This window comes from Candidatus Symbiobacter mobilis CR (assembly GCF_000477435.1).
GTDB classification, from domain to species: domain Bacteria; phylum Pseudomonadota; class Gammaproteobacteria; order Burkholderiales; family Burkholderiaceae_C; genus Rhodoferax; species Rhodoferax mobilis.
In genome coordinates, this window is sequence record NC_022576.1 from 220,935 (window position 1) to 235,696 (window position 14,762).

Annotated in this window: 15 protein-coding genes; 10 read left to right on the forward strand and 5 right to left on the reverse strand. The window is 61.8% G+C overall.

The annotated features are described in order from the left end of the window. The first annotated feature begins 67 nt into the window (after positions 1 to 67). The 9 genes from CENROD_RS00880 to aspS all read left to right on the forward strand — a co-directional run bounded on the left by CENROD_RS00880 (position 68) and on the right by aspS (position 8,132). Positions 68 to 799 (forward strand): class I SAM-dependent methyltransferase, encoded by a 732-nt coding sequence (locus CENROD_RS00880; RefSeq protein WP_022771165.1) that lies wholly within the window; start codon positions 68 to 70, stop codon positions 797 to 799. A gap of 46 nt (positions 800 to 845) precedes the next feature. Then, complete coding sequence (locus CENROD_RS12255; protein ID WP_022771166.1) at positions 846 to 1,799, forward strand: Tim44 domain-containing protein; 954 nt, start codon at positions 846 to 848, stop codon at positions 1,797 to 1,799. A gap of 62 nt (positions 1,800 to 1,861) precedes the next feature. After that, positions 1,862 to 2,461, forward strand: coding sequence for a hypothetical protein (locus CENROD_RS00890; protein ID WP_151194556.1), 600 nt, complete (start codon positions 1,862 to 1,864; stop codon positions 2,459 to 2,461). 6 nt (positions 2,462 to 2,467) lie between these two features. Next, complete coding sequence (ubiB, locus tag CENROD_RS00895; RefSeq protein ID WP_022771168.1) at positions 2,468 to 4,030, forward strand: ubiquinone biosynthesis regulatory protein kinase UbiB; 1,563 nt, start codon at positions 2,468 to 2,470, stop codon at positions 4,028 to 4,030. Further along, positions 4,024 to 4,437 carry a type VII toxin-antitoxin system MntA family adenylyltransferase antitoxin gene (mntA, locus tag CENROD_RS00900; protein ID WP_238551796.1) on the forward strand — a complete coding sequence of 138 codons (414 nt, stop codon included), beginning with the start codon at positions 4,024 to 4,026 and terminating at the stop codon, positions 4,435 to 4,437. The genes ubiB and mntA overlap by 7 nt, the downstream gene beginning before the upstream one ends. Further along, positions 4,430 to 4,858: a type VII toxin-antitoxin system HepT family RNase toxin gene (gene hepT / locus CENROD_RS00905; protein ID WP_022771170.1), complete on the forward strand. Its 429-nt coding sequence runs from the start codon at positions 4,430 to 4,432 to the stop codon at positions 4,856 to 4,858. Before mntA ends, hepT begins: the two co-directional genes overlap by 8 nt. A gap of 276 nt (positions 4,859 to 5,134) precedes the next feature. Then, a complete protein-coding gene (locus CENROD_RS00910) occupies positions 5,135 to 5,431 on the forward strand; it encodes an FmdB family zinc ribbon protein (protein ID WP_022771171.1) in 297 nt (98 codons plus the stop codon). Between the two features lie 112 nt (positions 5,432 to 5,543). Further along, on the forward strand, positions 5,544 to 6,194 hold the full coding sequence (locus tag CENROD_RS00915; RefSeq protein WP_238551866.1) for a DUF502 domain-containing protein: 651 nt from the start codon (positions 5,544 to 5,546) through the stop codon (positions 6,192 to 6,194). 108 nt (positions 6,195 to 6,302) lie between these two features. Beyond that, positions 6,303 to 8,132: an aspartate--tRNA ligase gene (gene aspS, locus CENROD_RS00920; protein ID WP_022771173.1), complete on the forward strand. Its 1,830-nt coding sequence runs from the start codon at positions 6,303 to 6,305 to the stop codon at positions 8,130 to 8,132. Positions 8,133 to 8,135: 3 nt separating this feature from the next. On the opposite strand, the gene ahpF is transcribed toward aspS, so the two are convergent. After that, a complete protein-coding gene (gene ahpF, locus CENROD_RS00925) occupies positions 8,136 to 9,689 on the reverse strand; it encodes an alkyl hydroperoxide reductase subunit F (protein WP_022771174.1) in 1,554 nt (517 codons plus the stop codon). 94 nt (positions 9,690 to 9,783) lie between these two features. Next, complete coding sequence (gene ahpC, locus CENROD_RS00930) at positions 9,784 to 10,347, reverse strand: alkyl hydroperoxide reductase subunit C (RefSeq protein WP_022771175.1); 564 nt, start codon at positions 10,345 to 10,347, stop codon at positions 9,784 to 9,786. 159 nt (positions 10,348 to 10,506) lie between these two features. Between ahpC and yaaA the strand changes: the two genes are divergently transcribed. Further along, positions 10,507 to 11,295: a peroxide stress protein YaaA gene (gene yaaA, locus CENROD_RS00935; RefSeq protein WP_022771176.1), complete on the forward strand. Its 789-nt coding sequence runs from the start codon at positions 10,507 to 10,509 to the stop codon at positions 11,293 to 11,295. 18 nt (positions 11,296 to 11,313) lie between these two features. On the opposite strand, the gene CENROD_RS00940 is transcribed toward yaaA, so the two are convergent. The 3 genes from CENROD_RS00940 to CENROD_RS00950 form a co-directional block, all read right to left on the reverse strand. Next, positions 11,314 to 12,807, reverse strand: coding sequence for a bifunctional ADP-dependent NAD(P)H-hydrate dehydratase/NAD(P)H-hydrate epimerase (locus CENROD_RS00940; protein ID WP_022771177.1), 1,494 nt, complete (start codon positions 12,805 to 12,807; stop codon positions 11,314 to 11,316). A gap of 92 nt (positions 12,808 to 12,899) precedes the next feature. After that, positions 12,900 to 13,787 (reverse strand): MBL fold metallo-hydrolase, encoded by an 888-nt coding sequence (locus CENROD_RS00945; RefSeq protein WP_022771178.1) that lies wholly within the window; start codon positions 13,785 to 13,787, stop codon positions 12,900 to 12,902. A gap of 36 nt (positions 13,788 to 13,823) precedes the next feature. Next, on the reverse strand, positions 13,824 to 14,678 hold the full coding sequence (locus CENROD_RS00950) for an HDOD domain-containing protein (protein ID WP_022771179.1): 855 nt from the start codon (positions 14,676 to 14,678) through the stop codon (positions 13,824 to 13,826). Positions 14,679 to 14,762 lie beyond the last annotated feature (84 nt).

A 14,762-nucleotide genomic window follows, 5' to 3' on the forward strand; every position in this document is an offset into this window, starting at 1 on the left:
ATTCGTCACCCGTTCGTCGCGGCCATGCCTGTACGATGCGATGCAAGCCAAGCAATAGGAAACAACCATGGCAGATACGCATTTCGGATTCCGTCGCGTGCGCGACAGCGACAAGGCAGGGTACGTGCGTGGGGTTTTCGATTCGGTAGCCACCCGCTATGACTTGATGAATGACCTGATGTCGTTGGGGCTGCATCGTGCGTGGAAGGCGTGCGCGGTGATGCTGGCGCAAGTGCAGGAGGGGGAACGGGTGCTCGACATCGCCGCAGGCACGGGGGATCTGACCCGCGCCTTTGCAGACAAGGTGGGCCAGTCCGGGCAGGTGGTCCATACAGACATCAACGAATCGATGCTGCGACTGGGCCGCGATCGGCTGACGGATGCAGGCCATTGGCTGCCCACCGTGGTCTGCGATGCGGAAAACTTGCCTTTCGCCACCGGCCATTTCGATGTGGTCTGCGTCGCGTTTGGACTGCGCAACATGACGCATCCGGATCGTGCGCTGGCGGAAATGCACCGCGTGCTGCGCGATGGGGGCAGGCTGCTGGTGCTGGAGTTTTCCCGCGTGTGGCCGCCGCTGCGCAAGGCCTACGACTGGTATTCGTTCCAGGTGCTGCCCCGGTTAGGGCAGTGGGTGGCGCACGATGCTTCCAGCTACCGCTATTTGGCGGAATCGATTCGGATGCACCCTGACCAGCAGGCGCTGCTGGAGCGGATGCACCGCAGCGGTTTTGGGCATGCGCACTACCATAACCTCAGTTTCGGTACCGTTGCCGTGCATGTGGGAATCAAGTGTTGACGCGGCAATGAGATAAGGCATAAGGCGTAGGGAGCAGGGAGCAGGCATGAATGAGTCGGTACACGCTACGGCGGCAAAGTGGGCGAGGTGGAATACGTGGACCAGGTGGGCGGGTGTGCCGATGGTGGCGTTCGGGCTGGGGGCGTTGTGTAGCGCGGTGCCGGTGTGGGCTACGGAGGTAGCCCTTGGCGATGGGAGCGAGGCCAGTGCCGCGCGATGGCAAGTGCTGGTGGTGCTAGTGCTATTGCTGCTGCTGATCAACTTGGTGGTACTTTGGCGGTGGAAGCAGCGTCGCGATGCATCCAGCGAGGGCCATGGGGACGGGATGTCGCAGGTATCCGGCGCTGTGGGGACGACGGGCGATAGGAGCGATACGGGCACTATGGGGGGGAATGTGGGGGGGCATGTAGGGCGAAATGCCGGGGGCGAATCCAGGTTCTTTGGCAATGCTGCGCAGCGCAACGTGCCCACACCCGATGCCTACCGTAGCGAGAACGTTGGCAACGATGCGTCGGCGCGACCTTGGGAGCGGACGACCACCGCCTTTGTGAGCGTCGGTGCTTCCAATGCAGGGTGTGCCTGCCTGACTGGTGGCGGTATGGAACAAATGGGCGACCTTCGGACGTGCGGCCTTGATACCGCCGAATTTCTGGCCTTGGCCAAGAAAAATTATCTTTCCCTCCAGGCTGCATGGGATCGTTGCGACACCGACACTCTGCGCGCCATGATGACCCCGGCGATGCGGGAAGAAATCGGCCCTCCCTTGGCCGACTGCGCCAACCGCCGTAAGCCCCGCGCTACGGATGTGGTTGCTGTGGAAGCGCGGCTGATTGGTGTTCGCGATGAATCGGAGGAATACCGCGCGAGCGTCGAGTTTTCCGGAATGATCCGCGAAGATGCAGCAGCAGGCCCCGTGCCGTTTCGCGAGATCTGGACGATGACGATGGCCAAACAGGCCGGTGCAGGCTGGTTGCTGGCCGGGTTCCAGGCGATGCAGTGAGCGCAGCCATCGCGACTGCCTTCGCTTCCATATTTTTTTACCAACCTTTTTCGATGTTGACCATGAACCCTTTCGAAAACCTGTGCTCCGGAGCGTTCGCCGACCTCCTTTACCGCCTCGACGGCACGGCCCGCAAGGCGATCGATAAAGCGCCTCGTCCCCCGGAATGGCTGGTGGGGGAAGCGCAGCGCAAAGTGATTGCCGCAGTCAATCATGTGCTGGGCGGTTGCCCTGTCGCAACGGAGCGGCTGCGTAGTCATGCAGGGCGCGTGCTGGTGGTGGAATGGCCGCCATTTCGCGTGGCCGTGTCCCTCTCTACAGCGGGGATGTTCGAGTGGGTTCCCGAATCCACGCGCAGCGACCTTGTCCTCACGCTGGCTGACCCTTCCCTCCCCGCAGTGTTATGCGCGGTGGCGCGGCGAGAAAAGCCTTCGCTGCGCATCGAAGGCGACGTGGCCTTGGCTTCCGATGTGCATGAGGCTTTTCGGCAACTGCGATGGAATGCGGAGGAAGACCTCTCTTGCCTGGTTGGCCCCACTTGCGCACGCAACGTCGTGGGCCTGGCGCGGGAAGTGGGGCAAGGTTTGCGTGCTTTCGTGCAAAGCGTGCAGGGTGTGCCCGGCTTTGCTGGTACCCCGCACGCGGCCCCGCACAAGGGGTAACGCAGCATGCTGCGCGGTGCGTTCATCCTCTGGGTGGTGTTGCGCTATGGCTTGGATGAGCTTGTTTGGACAGGCTTTGGCAAGTCGTGGTTGCTGACCCTGGCCCGCGTGGTCCGGCTGGGGCGCAAGTTTTCCGCGCCGCGTGGGCAACGCATTCGCCTGGCGCTGGAATGCCTGGGGCCGATCTTCGTCAAGTTCGGGCAGGTGCTTTCCACACGCAGGGATCTGTTGCCGCTCGATATTGCTGACGAGCTGGCCAAGCTCCAGGATCAGGTGCCACCGTTCCCTAGCGACGAGGCACGGGGGGTCATTGAGCGGTCTTTCCGCAAATCGCTGGAGGACATCTTTGTGTCCTTCGAGCGAGACCCGGTGGCGAGCGCTTCGATCGCACAAGTGCATTTCGCCGTGCTCAAGGATCGCAAGGGCAGGCTGCGCGACGTCGCCGTCAAAGTGCTGCGCCCCAACATGCTCCCGGTCATCGACAAGGATTTGCGCCTGCTTCGGATGCTGGCAGCCTGGGTGGAGGCGCTGTCTTCGGACGGCAAGCGGCTCAAGCCTCGCGAGGTCGTCGCGGAATTCGACAAGCATCTGCATGACGAACTCGACTTGGTTCGAGAAGCCGCCAGCGCAGCGCAACTGCGCCGCAACATGGCTGACCTCGGGCTGGTGCTTGTCCCGGAGATGTGCTGGGACTACTGCGCGCCGGAAGTCATCGTGATGGAACGGATGTGCGGGGTGCCGATCAGCCAAGTGCAGCGACTGCGCACGGCAGGTGTTGATGTAGCCAAACTGGCGCGTGATGGGGTGACGATTTTTTTCACGCAGGTGTTTCGGGATGGTTTTTTTCATGCCGATATGCACCCCGGCAATATTCAGGTCAGCCTCGAACCCCAGACTTTTGGCCACTACATCGCGCTGGATTTCGGGATCATGGGCACGTTGACCGAGGTGGACAAGGAGTACCTGGCCCACAACTTCACGGCTTTCTTTCGGCGCGACTACAAGCGCGTGGCCCAATTGCATATCGAATCCGGCTGGGTTCCGCCCCAAACCCGGGTCGATGAGCTGGAAGCGGCGATCCGTGCGGTCTGCGAACCTGTGTTTGACCGGCCCCTCAAGGAAATTTCGCTGGGCGTTTTGCTGATGCGCCTGTTCCAGGTATCGCGGCGCTTTCACGTCGAAATCCAGCCGCAGTTCGTTTTGCTGCAAAAAACCCTGCTCAACGTCGAGGGGCTAGGCCGCCAGCTCGACCCCGATCTCGACTTGTGGAGCACGGCCAAGCCTTTTCTGGAGCGTTGGATGGTGCAGCAAGTCGGGCCGGAAAAGCTCTGGGACGAACTGCGCTGCGAAGCCCCCCGCTGGGCAGCGTTACTCCCCCGCCTGCCCCGCCTGCTGTGCGAATTCCTGCAACGCCCCGAACCCATCGGCTACACCCGCGACCTGCAAGCCCTGCTCGCCGAACAGAAAAAAACCAACCACATCCTCCACGCCTTGCTCTATGGCTTTATTGGCTTTGTGATCGGCGTTGCGCTGGCTCTGGCAAGGCTGGGGTCGGTGTGGGTATGGTGACTCGCCCCGGGACCATGAACCGCGAGGCCATCGTCCAAGCCCTGCAAACCCGCCTGCCGAACCTACTGGCGATATACGCCTTCGGAAGCCGGATACAGGGTACGTCGGGGCCGGACAGCGACCTCGATCTGGCGGTGCTGGTGGCGGGCTATGCTGATTCGTTGGCCCTGTTTGATCTGGCGGGCACACTGACCGATGTGGCGGGCTATGCCGTCGATCTGCTCGACCTGCGCGCTGCCTCGACGGTGATGCAGTACCAGATCATCACCACCGGCCAGCGCTGGTGGGCACGCGATGCACAGGTGGCGCTGTACGAGGCGGCGGTGTTGAGCGAGAAGACCGAACTGGACATTACGCGCGCCGGGCTGTTGGCGGACATTCAACAACGGGGGACGGTGTATGGTTGATGATGTGCTGATCAACAAGGCCGCAACGATCGAGCGCTGTGTGGCGCGCTCGCGTGAGGAATATGCTGCCAACCCGGCCGGTTTTGCCACCGATTACACCCGCCAGGATGCCGCCATCCTCAATATCCAGCGGGCGTGTGAAGCAGCTTTGGACATGGGCCAACACCTGATTCGCCGTGAAAAGCTGGGCGTGCCGCAAAGCGCCCGCGATGTGTTTGCTCTGTTGGCGCAGGCAGGCTGGATTGACGCGGCGTTGGCTGCATGCCTCCAACGCATGGTGGGGTTCCGCAATATTGCCGTACACGACTATCAGGCATTGCAACTGCCAATCACTGTCAGCATCATCGAAAAGCATCTGGGTGAGTTCTTGCAGTACAGCCGGGCGATGTTGTTGCGCGATGCTTCCGGGCCACAGCCATGAATATGGCCCTGACTACCGAACAAGCCTGAGAGTCGTACCTGGAATCACTGCCATGACTATGCACAGACATCCTGAATCAGGAAAGTCATGGCAGTTGCCCTCACCCCCCCGCCCCTCTCCCGCTGGGCGAGGGGAGCTTCGAGAAGCCGCTTCGCGACTTGCACAGTAAGTGCTGACTGAAGGCGGTTGGCAGGAGTTCTTGGAGCGCAGCGCTACCAACCCGCCCCCTAAAATCCATCTGTTTTTGCCCCCATTCCCCAACATAACGAGGACAACATGCCCATTTACGCCTACCAATGCGAATCCTGTGGATTTGCCAAGGACGTTTTGCAGAAAATGTCCGACGCTCCCCTCGTCGATTGCCCTGCCTGCGGTGCTTCGGCGATGCGCAAGATGCCTACCGCTGCCGGGTTCCAGCTCAAGGGCACGGGGTGGTATGCGACGGACTTCAAAGGCTGCTGCGTGGGTAAATCGGGCAAAGCGGGCGAGGCTGCTCCGGCTTGCGAGGTTGCCGCTGCGTCTGGAGACGCCAAAGCCACGCCAAGCTGTTGCAGCGGGTGCTGCGCGGCCTGAGTGGCCCCGGCGTTTCCTCCATCACGGTTTTTCGATCCCCCGACGGCTGCGCATCCCCAAGGTGCGCGCCGTTTTTTTTGTCCCCAATGATTGCTGAAAGCCTGGCGTGCCTATCAAAACCTATCTTCTGACCGGCCTGCTCGTTTGGCTGCCATTGGCGGTCACGATCTGGATCCTGCTGTGGCTCGTCGGTATGCTGGATGCCATTTTTGGTGGGCTGCTGTCGGTGTTGCAGGCCGTCGTGGCACCGGTGACGGCGGCGGAGCTGGAGCGCTGGCGCAATGTTCCCGGGCTGGGGGTGGTGCTGGTGTTTTCCGCGCTGCTGCTGACGGGGGCGCTGGTGTCCAACGTCGCCGGGCGCTGGTGGCTGGCGCGGTGGGAGCGTCTGTTCACCCACATCCCGATCTTCCGCACGATCTATAACAGCGTCAAAAAGGTGTCGGATACCCTGTTTGCAGGGGATGGTCACGCTTTTCGGACTGCGCTGCTCGTGCAATATCCGCGTGAAGGGGTGTGGACGATTGCCTTCCAGACTGGCGTTCCCTCTGGGGAAGTGGCTGATCATCTGGGTAGCGACCGGATCAGCGTCTACGTTCCCACCACGCCGAACCCGACGAGCGGGTTTTTTTTGGTCGTCGCACGCAGCGAAGTCATCGAACTGCGAATGAGTGTCGACGAGGCGTTGACCTACGTGCTGTCGATGGGTGCTGTGGCGCCTGTCACGACTCCGGCGGTACCGGTCAAGCCTGTGTTTACACCTTGATGTTTGTTCCTTGATTGTGGTTCGGTCGGTACCGGGCCTGTTCTGCTTTTTCTTTTCTTCGCGTTTCTTTCCGCCGCAGTCAGCGGCGCTATTTGTTGAGTTACTGATATGTCCATGCGTACCCACTACTGCGGCCAGGTCACCGAAGCCTTGACCGGGCAAAGCGTTTCCCTTTGCGGCTGGGTGCATCGCCGTCGTGACCATGGGGGGGTCGTGTTCATCGACTTGCGTGACCGCGAAGGGCTGGTGCAGGTCGTCTGTGACCCCGACCGCGCCGAAGCCTTTGCTGTGGCGCAATCGCTGCGCAACGAGTTCTGCATTGTGCTCACCGGCCCGGTGCGCCTGCGCCCGGAAGGCACGATCAATGACCAGCTTGCCAGCGGCAAGATCGAAGTCTTGTGCCATGCATTGACGGTGCTGAACCCTTCCGTCACGCCGCCGTTCCAGATCGACGACGAGCACCTTTCGGAAACCACGAGGCTGACGCACCGCGTGCTCGACCTGCGCCGCGCGCCCATGCAGCGGAACCTGATCCTGCGCTACCGCGTTGCGATGGAGGCGCGCAAGTACCTCGACGCGAATGGCTTTCTCGACATCGAAACGCCGATGCTCACCAAAAGCACCCCGGAAGGCGCGCGGGATTACCTCGTCCCCAGCCGCGTACACGATGGGCATTTCTTTGCCCTGCCGCAGTCGCCGCAGCTTTTCAAGCAATTGCTGATGGTCGCGGGCTTCGACCGCTACTACCAAATCACCAAATGCTTTCGTGACGAAGACTTGCGCGCAGACCGGCAGCCCGAATTCACGCAGATCGATATCGAAACCTCTTTCTTGCGGGAGGAAGACATCCGCGCTTTGGCCGAAGGGATGATCACGACGGTATTCCGTTCCGCCCTGGGGGTGGATTTGGGCGCTTTCCCCGTGCTGCAGTACGAGGAAGCGATGCGGCGCTATGGTTCGGACAAGCCCGACCTGCGCGTCCGGCTCGAATTGACCGAGCTGACCGACGTGATGCGCGACGTGGACTTCAAGGTCTTTGCCAGCGCGGCCAACCTGCCTGGGGGGCGGGTGGTTGCGCTGCGCGTTCCCGGCGGTGCGCGCGAAGGTGCGGGCCTGTCGCGGGGGGAGATTGATGCCTATGGCGAATTCGTCAAGATCTACGGCGCCAAGGGCTTGGCGTGGATCAAGGTCAACGACGTTGCTGCGCAAGGTGGGGAGCAACGCTGGCCCGGCCTGCAAAGCCCCATCGTCAAAAACCTGCACGACCGTGCGATCACCGAAATCCTGCGCCGCAGCGGGGCATGCAATGGCGACCTGCTGTTTTTCGGTGCGGATAAGGCCAAGGTGGCCAACGACGCGATGGGCGCATTGCGCGTCAAGATCGGCCACAGCGCGTATGCGCGGGAAAACGGCCTCTTCGAAGACCGCTGGGCGCCGCTGTGGGTAGTGGACTTTCCCATGTTCGAATGGGACGAGGAAGCGCGCCGCTGGGGGGCAGTACACCACCCCTTCACGGCCCCCAAGGAAGGGCACGAGGATTGGATGACGACCGACCCCGGACGCTGCCTTTCGCAGGGGTACGACATGGTGCTCAACGGCTGGGAGATGGGCGGTGGCTCCGTGCGTATCCACCGTGCGGACGTGCAGAAGAAGGTATTCGATGCCCTACAGATCACCCCGGAAGAAGCGCAGCAGAAATTCGGCTTTTTGCTCGAAGCGCTGCAATACGGCGCCCCGCCGCACGGCGGGCTGGCCTTTGGGCTAGACCGCATCGTTGCGCTGATGACGCAGGCGGAATCGATCCGTGACGTCATCGCCTTCCCCAAAACCCAGCGTGCGCAATGCCTGCTGACGCAAGCGCCTTCTCCCGTCGGGGAAGTGCAGTTGCGCGAGCTGCATATCCGCCTGCGCAATCCGGTGGGGAATGCGGGGGAGTGAGCGCTACATCCTCACCAGGTAGTCGAACGCGCTGAGCGCTGCCTTGGCGCCGTCTCCGGTGGCGATGATGATCTGCTTGAAGGGGGAGGTGCTGGCATCCCCGGCGGCGAACACACCGGCAAGGGAAGTCTGGCCGCGTGTGTCGACCACGATTTCCCCTGTGCGGCTGAGTTCGAGGGTTCCCCGTAGCCAGTCGGTGTTTGGCACCAGCCCGATCTGCACGAAGACACCTTCCAGTGGGACGTGTTGTGTTTCCTGCGTGCTGCGATCGAGATAGCTCAGGCCGTTGACTTTGCTGCCGTCCCCGGTGATTTCGGTGGTTTGCGCGTGGGTCAGTATCGCCACGTTGGGCAGGCTCTGGAGTTTCTGCACGAGCACGGCGTCTGCCCGGAGTCGGGTATCGAATTCGATCAGCGTGACGTGCGCGGTGATACCGGCAAGGTCGATGGCGGCTTCGACCCCCGAGTTGCCCCCACCGATGACCGCGACGCGCTTGCCCCGAAAGAGCGGGCCGTCGCAGTGGGGGCAATAGGCCACCCCTTTGTTGCGGTACTTCTGTTCGCCCGGAACATTGACGTTGCGCCAGCGTGCGCCGGGGCAGAGGATGACGGTGCGGGAGCGCAAGGTCGTGCCGCTGGAGAGGCCCACCTCAATCAAGCCCTTGTCCTGTTCCGGGGCGAGGAGCCGTTCCACCCGCTGCATGTGCAAGATCGGCACCTCGTAAGCACGCACGTGCGCTTCTAGCGCCGCAGCAAACTTGGCGCCGTCGGTTTCCAATACGGAAACGAAGTTTTCGATGGCGACCGTATCGTTGACCTGCCCGCCGAAACGCTCTGCGACGACGGCGGTGCGAATGCCCTTGCGTGCGGCGTAGACGGCAGCGGCAGCGCCTGCGGGGCCGCCCCCCACCACGAGCACGTCGAACGGCGCGGCCTTGGCCCATTCCGCAGCAGCCTGTTCGCGCAGCCCGGGCGCCAATTTTTCGAGGATTTCTTCGAGCGAAATCCTTCCTGTGGAAAACGGTTCCCCGTCCAACAAGACCGTGGGCACCGCCATCACTTCGCGCTGCTCGGCTTCTTGCGGGAACAGCGCGCCGTCGATCACCGTTGCCGAAATACGCGGGTTGCGCAAGGCCATCAGGCTCAGCGCTTGCACCACGTCGGGGCAGTTGTGGCAGGAGAGCGAGACGTACACCTCGAAGTGCAGGATCCGGTCGATGGCTTCGATCCTGCGCAGCACTTCCGGCTCGACCTTGGGCGGATGCCCACCCGCCCACAGCAGCGCAAGCACCAGCGAGGTGAACTCGTGCCCCAGCGGAATGGCCGCGAAAGTCAGCGAACCCCCAGCCTGGGCGCGGCGTACTTGAAAAGAGGGGCGGCGCACATCAGTTCCTGCCATGGAGACGGCGATCTTGTCCGTCAATTGCGAGATTTGCTCTAGCAACTGTTGCAGATCGCGGGAGGCAGCCGAGTCGTCCAGACTCGCTACCAGTCCCACTGGCTCGCGCATGCGCGTCAGGTGGGACTGGAGTTGGAGGGATAGGGTTTCGTCAAGCATGGCAGGTAGAGGTCAGGTGGAAATGGGAGGGACGAAGGGATGCTGCGGGAGCGGCCCGCCCGGCGCAACGGTGTACGCATGGGCGGGCGGTGGCTCAAATCTTGCCAACCAAATCCAGTGAGGGCTTGAGCGTGGCGTTACCGTCTTTCCATTTGGCCGGGCACACTTCGCCGGGGTGGTTGTAGACATATTGCGCGGCTTTGACCTTGCGCAGCAATTCCTTGGCGTCGCGGCCGATGCCGTTGTCATGCACTTCGCAAAGCACGATCTTGCCTTCGGGGTTGATCACAAAGGATCCGCGCAACGCCAGCCCTTCTTCCTCGATCATCACGTCGAAAGCGCGCGCCAGGCGGCCCGTGGGGTCACCAATCAAGGTGTACTGCACTTTGGCGATGGCGGGGGAGGTATCCGCCCAGGCCTTGTGCGCGAAATGCGTATCAGTGGAGATGCCGTAAATACGAACGCCAATCCTCAAAAACTCGGCGTATTCATCAGCCAGGTCTTCAAGCTCCGTAGGGCAGACGAAAGTGAAGTCTGCCGGGTAAAAGACCAAGGCTGACCAGTGCCCAAGCAGGGATTTTTCGGTGACTTCGACGAATTTGCCTTGATGGTAGGCCTGGGCAGTGAATGGTTGGATTTGCGTGTTGATCAGGGACATAGAGAACTCCTTGCTATGGATTACGCAGTTTTGGACAACATCGGGGCGTTCCCCGATGGCATTCATGATAGCGACGGGGCGGGTGACTGCGATGGTTTTTTTGTACCGCTGCGATAAATTGCGTGGATGAGGGGATACTGCTCAAACGGATTTCCCACGATGCTTTTCCTCCTCTCCCCCGCCAAATTGCTGCGTACAGCTCCAGCTCCCGATGGAGTGACATGGAGTCCACCTCGTTATCTGTCCGAGGCCGTAAGGCTGGCGGCGGTATTGCGCGGGTATGCGCCGCAGGACTTGGCCCGATTGATGAAGATCAGCGACGCGCTCAGCGCCGTCAACGCCGCGCGGTGGGAAGAATGGACGGCGGAGCCGGATTCGCCGCATTCGCGGCCCGCAGTGTTCCTGTTCGATGGCAATGTGTATCGGGGGCTGGAAGCGGCTACGTTGCCACAGCGGGCGCTGGCCTGGGCGCAGGAGCATCTGCGCATCCTCAGCGGGTTGTACGGCTACTTGCGGCCTCTGGATGCGATCCAGCCGCATCGGCTGGAGATGGGAACGCGGATCAGGCTACCTTGGGGGGGTGACTTGGTGGCGCACTGGCGAGGGCGCATCGTCGAGGCTTTGCGGGATGAACTGCCAGGGCATTCCGTCCCTGTGGTGGTGAATTTGGCTTCGCAGGAGTACTTCCAGGCTGTGGACTTCCATGCCCTCGATATGACGGCGCTGGGCGCGAGGGTCGTCGAGTGCGTTTTTCAGGAAGGGAAGGGTGGGACGTTTCGCGTCGTCGGCGTACACGCCAAACGCGCTCGGGGGCTGATGGCCCGCTTTGCTGCGATGGAGGAAGTCACGACACCTGAGGGGCTGCAAGACTTCGATAGCGAAGGCTACAGGTTCGACAAGAAAGCATCGACTGCCGATCGGTTCGTGTTTCGGCGGACGGGACGTTGAGCGGGGCACTGACCTGGGCTACGAGGTAGCACAGGGAGCAGTGCAAGCCAGCGCAGAGGCCGTCAAAGGCCGGTCGGCGGGCCAACGGTCTGCGGTGGTGCCGTGGTGGTGTACTGCTTGGATTGCTGCGTCATAGGGTGCAAGAGAACCCGCCAACCGTGCGCCGATCATCCCGGCGAGTACATCGCCCGTACCGGCAATCGCAAGCCGGGGGTTGCCCACCGCCAGCAGCGCCGGGGTATGGCCTGGGTGCGCGACGAGGGTGCCGGAACCTTTGAGGACGACCGTGCAGCGCAGGCGTTGCGCCAATGCGTTGGCGCAAGCGATGCGGTCGGACTGGACGGCTGCGGTCGTCGTAGCCAGCAGCAGCGCGGCTTCCCGGGGGTGGGGGGTGAGCACGGTGTGTGCGCCGCACTGTGTACGGTGGCGCACAGCATCCTGGAGCGTGGAGGACACAGCCAATGCGCGCAGCGCGTCGGCATCCAGCACCAATGGCGTGGAGGTACACAGCAGCCTTTCCAATAGGGCCGCGATGGCTTCGCCCCCTCCACACCCGCAAACGATGCATCGTTGTGTCGCACTTTGGCCTGCCGTGTCTGTCGCCATATCCATCAGCGCATCAATGGGGCGCACCATCAGGTCAGGTAGGGGGGCGGAAGCAGGGGTGGCATGGGGGTCGAGCAGGCCAACAATGACCCTCCCGGCCCCGTTATACAAGGCAGCGGTCGCAGCAAGCCAGGCGGCGCCGGTCATCCCCGCCGCGCCGCCGATGACGAGCACATCCCCAAACGATCCCTTGTGCGATGCGTGTTGGCGGGGGGACTGCGGCATCGGCACCGCTAGTTGGGCGCAAGGGGAAATGCCTTCTGCGTGGGCAGCCTGTACCCCCAGGTCGTCGAACCACACTTGCCCGGCATGATCGCGCCCCTGCCCGGTGAAAAGACCTGGCTTGAGCGTGAGCAGGCTCAGGGTGTGGGTGGCGCGCACGCAGACTGCCGTACACGAACCGGTGTTGGCATCAAGACCGCTGGGTACGTCAATGGCCAGCACGGGGCGATGGCCACCATATAGCGCGTATATACATGGTGCAAGGGCAGATTCCGGCTCAATGGCGCGGGCGCCGATGCCGAGCAGGCCGTCGATGGCGACATCGAAGTCAGCAGGCGGCGCTGCGGCAAAGGCCAGGCCGCAAGAGCGGGCGTGTTCCAGGGCGGCTTGCGCGTCGGCAGGCAGGGGGCGGGTATGAGGGAGGAGCGTGAGCACCACGTCCTTGCCCCAGGCGCGCAAGTGGGTTGCGGCTTCCATGCCGTCGCCGCCGTTATTGCCCGCGCCGCAGGCGATCCAGAACGTCTGTGCATGGGGGGCGATAGCAAGCGCCAGCCGCGCAACGGCCAGCCCTGCGCGGCGCATCAGGGTGTGCGGGGGGAGCGCGTCCAGCGCACGGCGCTCGATCTCGCGCGTGGCTGCAACGTCATACAAGGGCAGGGAATGGTGTACACCGGCGGGGAACATGGTTGGTGTGGGGGGATGGTCCCAGGGTGAAAAAGCACTACACCGAAACCTGCAAACCCGGAACCTTGTCGCCGATGCTCTACAGCCGAAACCTAAAACTCGAAGCACTCGCCCTCGCGGGCCAAGCGGTATTCGGGGTCCTTGGGCTGGCGGGGGTGCAGCGCCAGTGCCTGCGCAAAAACCGCCTCCAGCGCATCGTCGCTGCGGGTAGGTTCGTGGTGTGTGCAGTACAACACCTTGACGCCAGCCATCTTGGCGTACTGGATGCAGGAATCGAAAGTGCCGTGCCCCCATCCCTTTTTGGAGGGGTATTCCGCTTCGGTATACGAACTGTCCGCAATCAGCACATCGACGCCATGCATGGCTTTTTCGATGGTGGCGAGCTTTTCTTCGATGAAGAGCTGGTATTGCGCATAGCCCTCTTCGTCGATGTTGTAGATGTTGTACGAGGGTTCGTGGTCGCCCGTGAAAAAGACCGACTTGCCGTCGGCCTCGATGCGGTATCCGAAATCGACGACGGGGTGGTTCATCAGATAGGGCGTAACCGTCGCGCTGCCGATCTGCACGCTTTGTTCGGGGGCGAGGGTGACGTACTGGATGCGCGCCTTCATTTCTTCTTCCCGCACGGGGAAGTAGCTGTACTGCAATTGCACGGACATGACCTGCTCCACCCCCTTGCCGGAGACGGGATTGAATGCGCCGTGCAACCGTAGGGTGTTGCCTGGAATGAAGTTGGGGATGAAAAATGGCAGGCCTTGGATGTGATCCCAGTGCGTGTGGGTGATCAGCACATTGGCCGTGACGGGCAGCGAACCCAGCAAGGTCTGGGATAGGGGAAAGATCCCGGTACCAGCGTCGAGGATGAGCAACTCATCGTTGTCGGTACGAATCTCGATGCACGTGGTGTTGCCACCGTAGCGCACCGTGTTCGGGCCGGGTGAAGGGATAGATCCGCGCACTCCCCAGAATCGAACTTTCATGCCTTACCTTCTCGCATTCTTCGAGCTTGGCCTCAATCAAGCACTGGCCAAGATTTTGACTTCGGCAAACAGGGCGTCGAGGTCGGGAAGGGAAGCAATCACATCGTCGAGGGTCTTGGCGCCCAAGAACGATCCAACCGCTTCGGTAAGCGGATGAACGTACGGATTCCCTGCAAAACCGAACTCCATTTTTTTACTGACTTGATTGGCTGCAAATACGCAGGCCATTGTCGGGGTGCAATGCTCGGAAGGATCGTACTGGGATGCAATGGCATCGACCAGCTCCGGGGCAAATCGCCATTTTTCCGCAAGCATCGCGCCGACGACCGTGTGATCCACACCGATGGTGCGTTGCAGGGCCAGATGCAGGGAAGAGCCGTCGGCTTGGCATTCCTGCAGGGCTTGTTTGAATTCCCTGGGCATGAATTGCGCGAAGACGACCTTGCCGAAATCGTGCAACAAGCCGGCGATGAAGCAATCCGTCGCATCCGCCCTGTCGACGTTTTGGGCGAGCCTTCTCGCGATGCTGGCGGTGGACAGCGAATGCAGCAGGTATTGGGCGCTATCGAAATCCGCAGCGTTGCGCGTAGGCAGCATGCCGATGGCGGCGATGCTTAGCGCGAGATTTTTGATGGTGTTGAAGCCGAGATACACGACTGCGTGGTCAATGGAAGTGATCTTCTTCGTCAGCGCAAAGTACGCAGAATTGACGGCTTTGAGGATTTTGACCGTGACGACGGGGTCTTGCTCGATGACTTGCACCAAATGCTTGGGAGTGCAGTTCACGTCTCGCGTCAGCTCCAGGATTTTTTGCACACTGCGCGGGAACGCAGGCATCGCATCCACCGCTGCGGTGAGCTTGAGTGCGAGGTCTGCGGGCAGGGACAGCATGGTTCACGAATCGTACCGTCAAATTGTCCGGGCTACGGCGCGGGTGGGGGATCAAAAAAGCCTCCAGTAGGCCTTGCACTACTG

Excerpts from the sequence above, each read along its gene's own strand:
- ubiB (WP_022771168.1), top strand. The coding sequence starts at position 2,468 with ATGCTGCGCGGTGCGTTCATCCTCTGGGTGGTGTTGCGCTATGGCTTG.
- hepT (WP_022771170.1), top strand. The coding sequence starts at position 4,430 with ATGGTTGATGATGTGCTGATCAACAAGGCCGCAACGATCGAGCGCTGT.
- aspS (WP_022771173.1), top strand. The coding sequence starts at position 6,303 with ATGTCCATGCGTACCCACTACTGCGGCCAGGTCACCGAAGCCTTGACC.
- CENROD_RS12255 (WP_022771166.1), top strand. The coding sequence starts at position 846 with ATGAATGAGTCGGTACACGCTACGGCGGCAAAGTGGGCGAGGTGGAAT.
- CENROD_RS00890 (WP_151194556.1), top strand. The coding sequence starts at position 1,862 with ATGAACCCTTTCGAAAACCTGTGCTCCGGAGCGTTCGCCGACCTCCTT.
- mntA (WP_238551796.1), top strand. The coding sequence starts at position 4,024 with ATGGTGACTCGCCCCGGGACCATGAACCGCGAGGCCATCGTCCAAGCC.
- CENROD_RS00945 (WP_022771178.1), bottom strand. The coding sequence starts at position 13,787 with ATGAAAGTTCGATTCTGGGGAGTGCGCGGATCTATCCCTTCACCCGGC.
- CENROD_RS00940 (WP_022771177.1), bottom strand. The coding sequence starts at position 12,807 with ATGTTCCCCGCCGGTGTACACCATTCCCTGCCCTTGTATGACGTTGCA.
- ahpC (WP_022771175.1), bottom strand. The coding sequence starts at position 10,347 with ATGTCCCTGATCAACACGCAAATCCAACCATTCACTGCCCAGGCCTAC.
- yaaA (WP_022771176.1), top strand. The coding sequence starts at position 10,507 with ATGCTTTTCCTCCTCTCCCCCGCCAAATTGCTGCGTACAGCTCCAGCT.
- CENROD_RS00910 (WP_022771171.1), top strand. The coding sequence starts at position 5,135 with ATGCCCATTTACGCCTACCAATGCGAATCCTGTGGATTTGCCAAGGAC.
- CENROD_RS00950 (WP_022771179.1), bottom strand. The coding sequence starts at position 14,678 with ATGCTGTCCCTGCCCGCAGACCTCGCACTCAAGCTCACCGCAGCGGTG.
- ahpF (WP_022771174.1), bottom strand. The coding sequence starts at position 9,689 with ATGCTTGACGAAACCCTATCCCTCCAACTCCAGTCCCACCTGACGCGC.
- CENROD_RS00880 (WP_022771165.1), top strand. The coding sequence starts at position 68 with ATGGCAGATACGCATTTCGGATTCCGTCGCGTGCGCGACAGCGACAAG.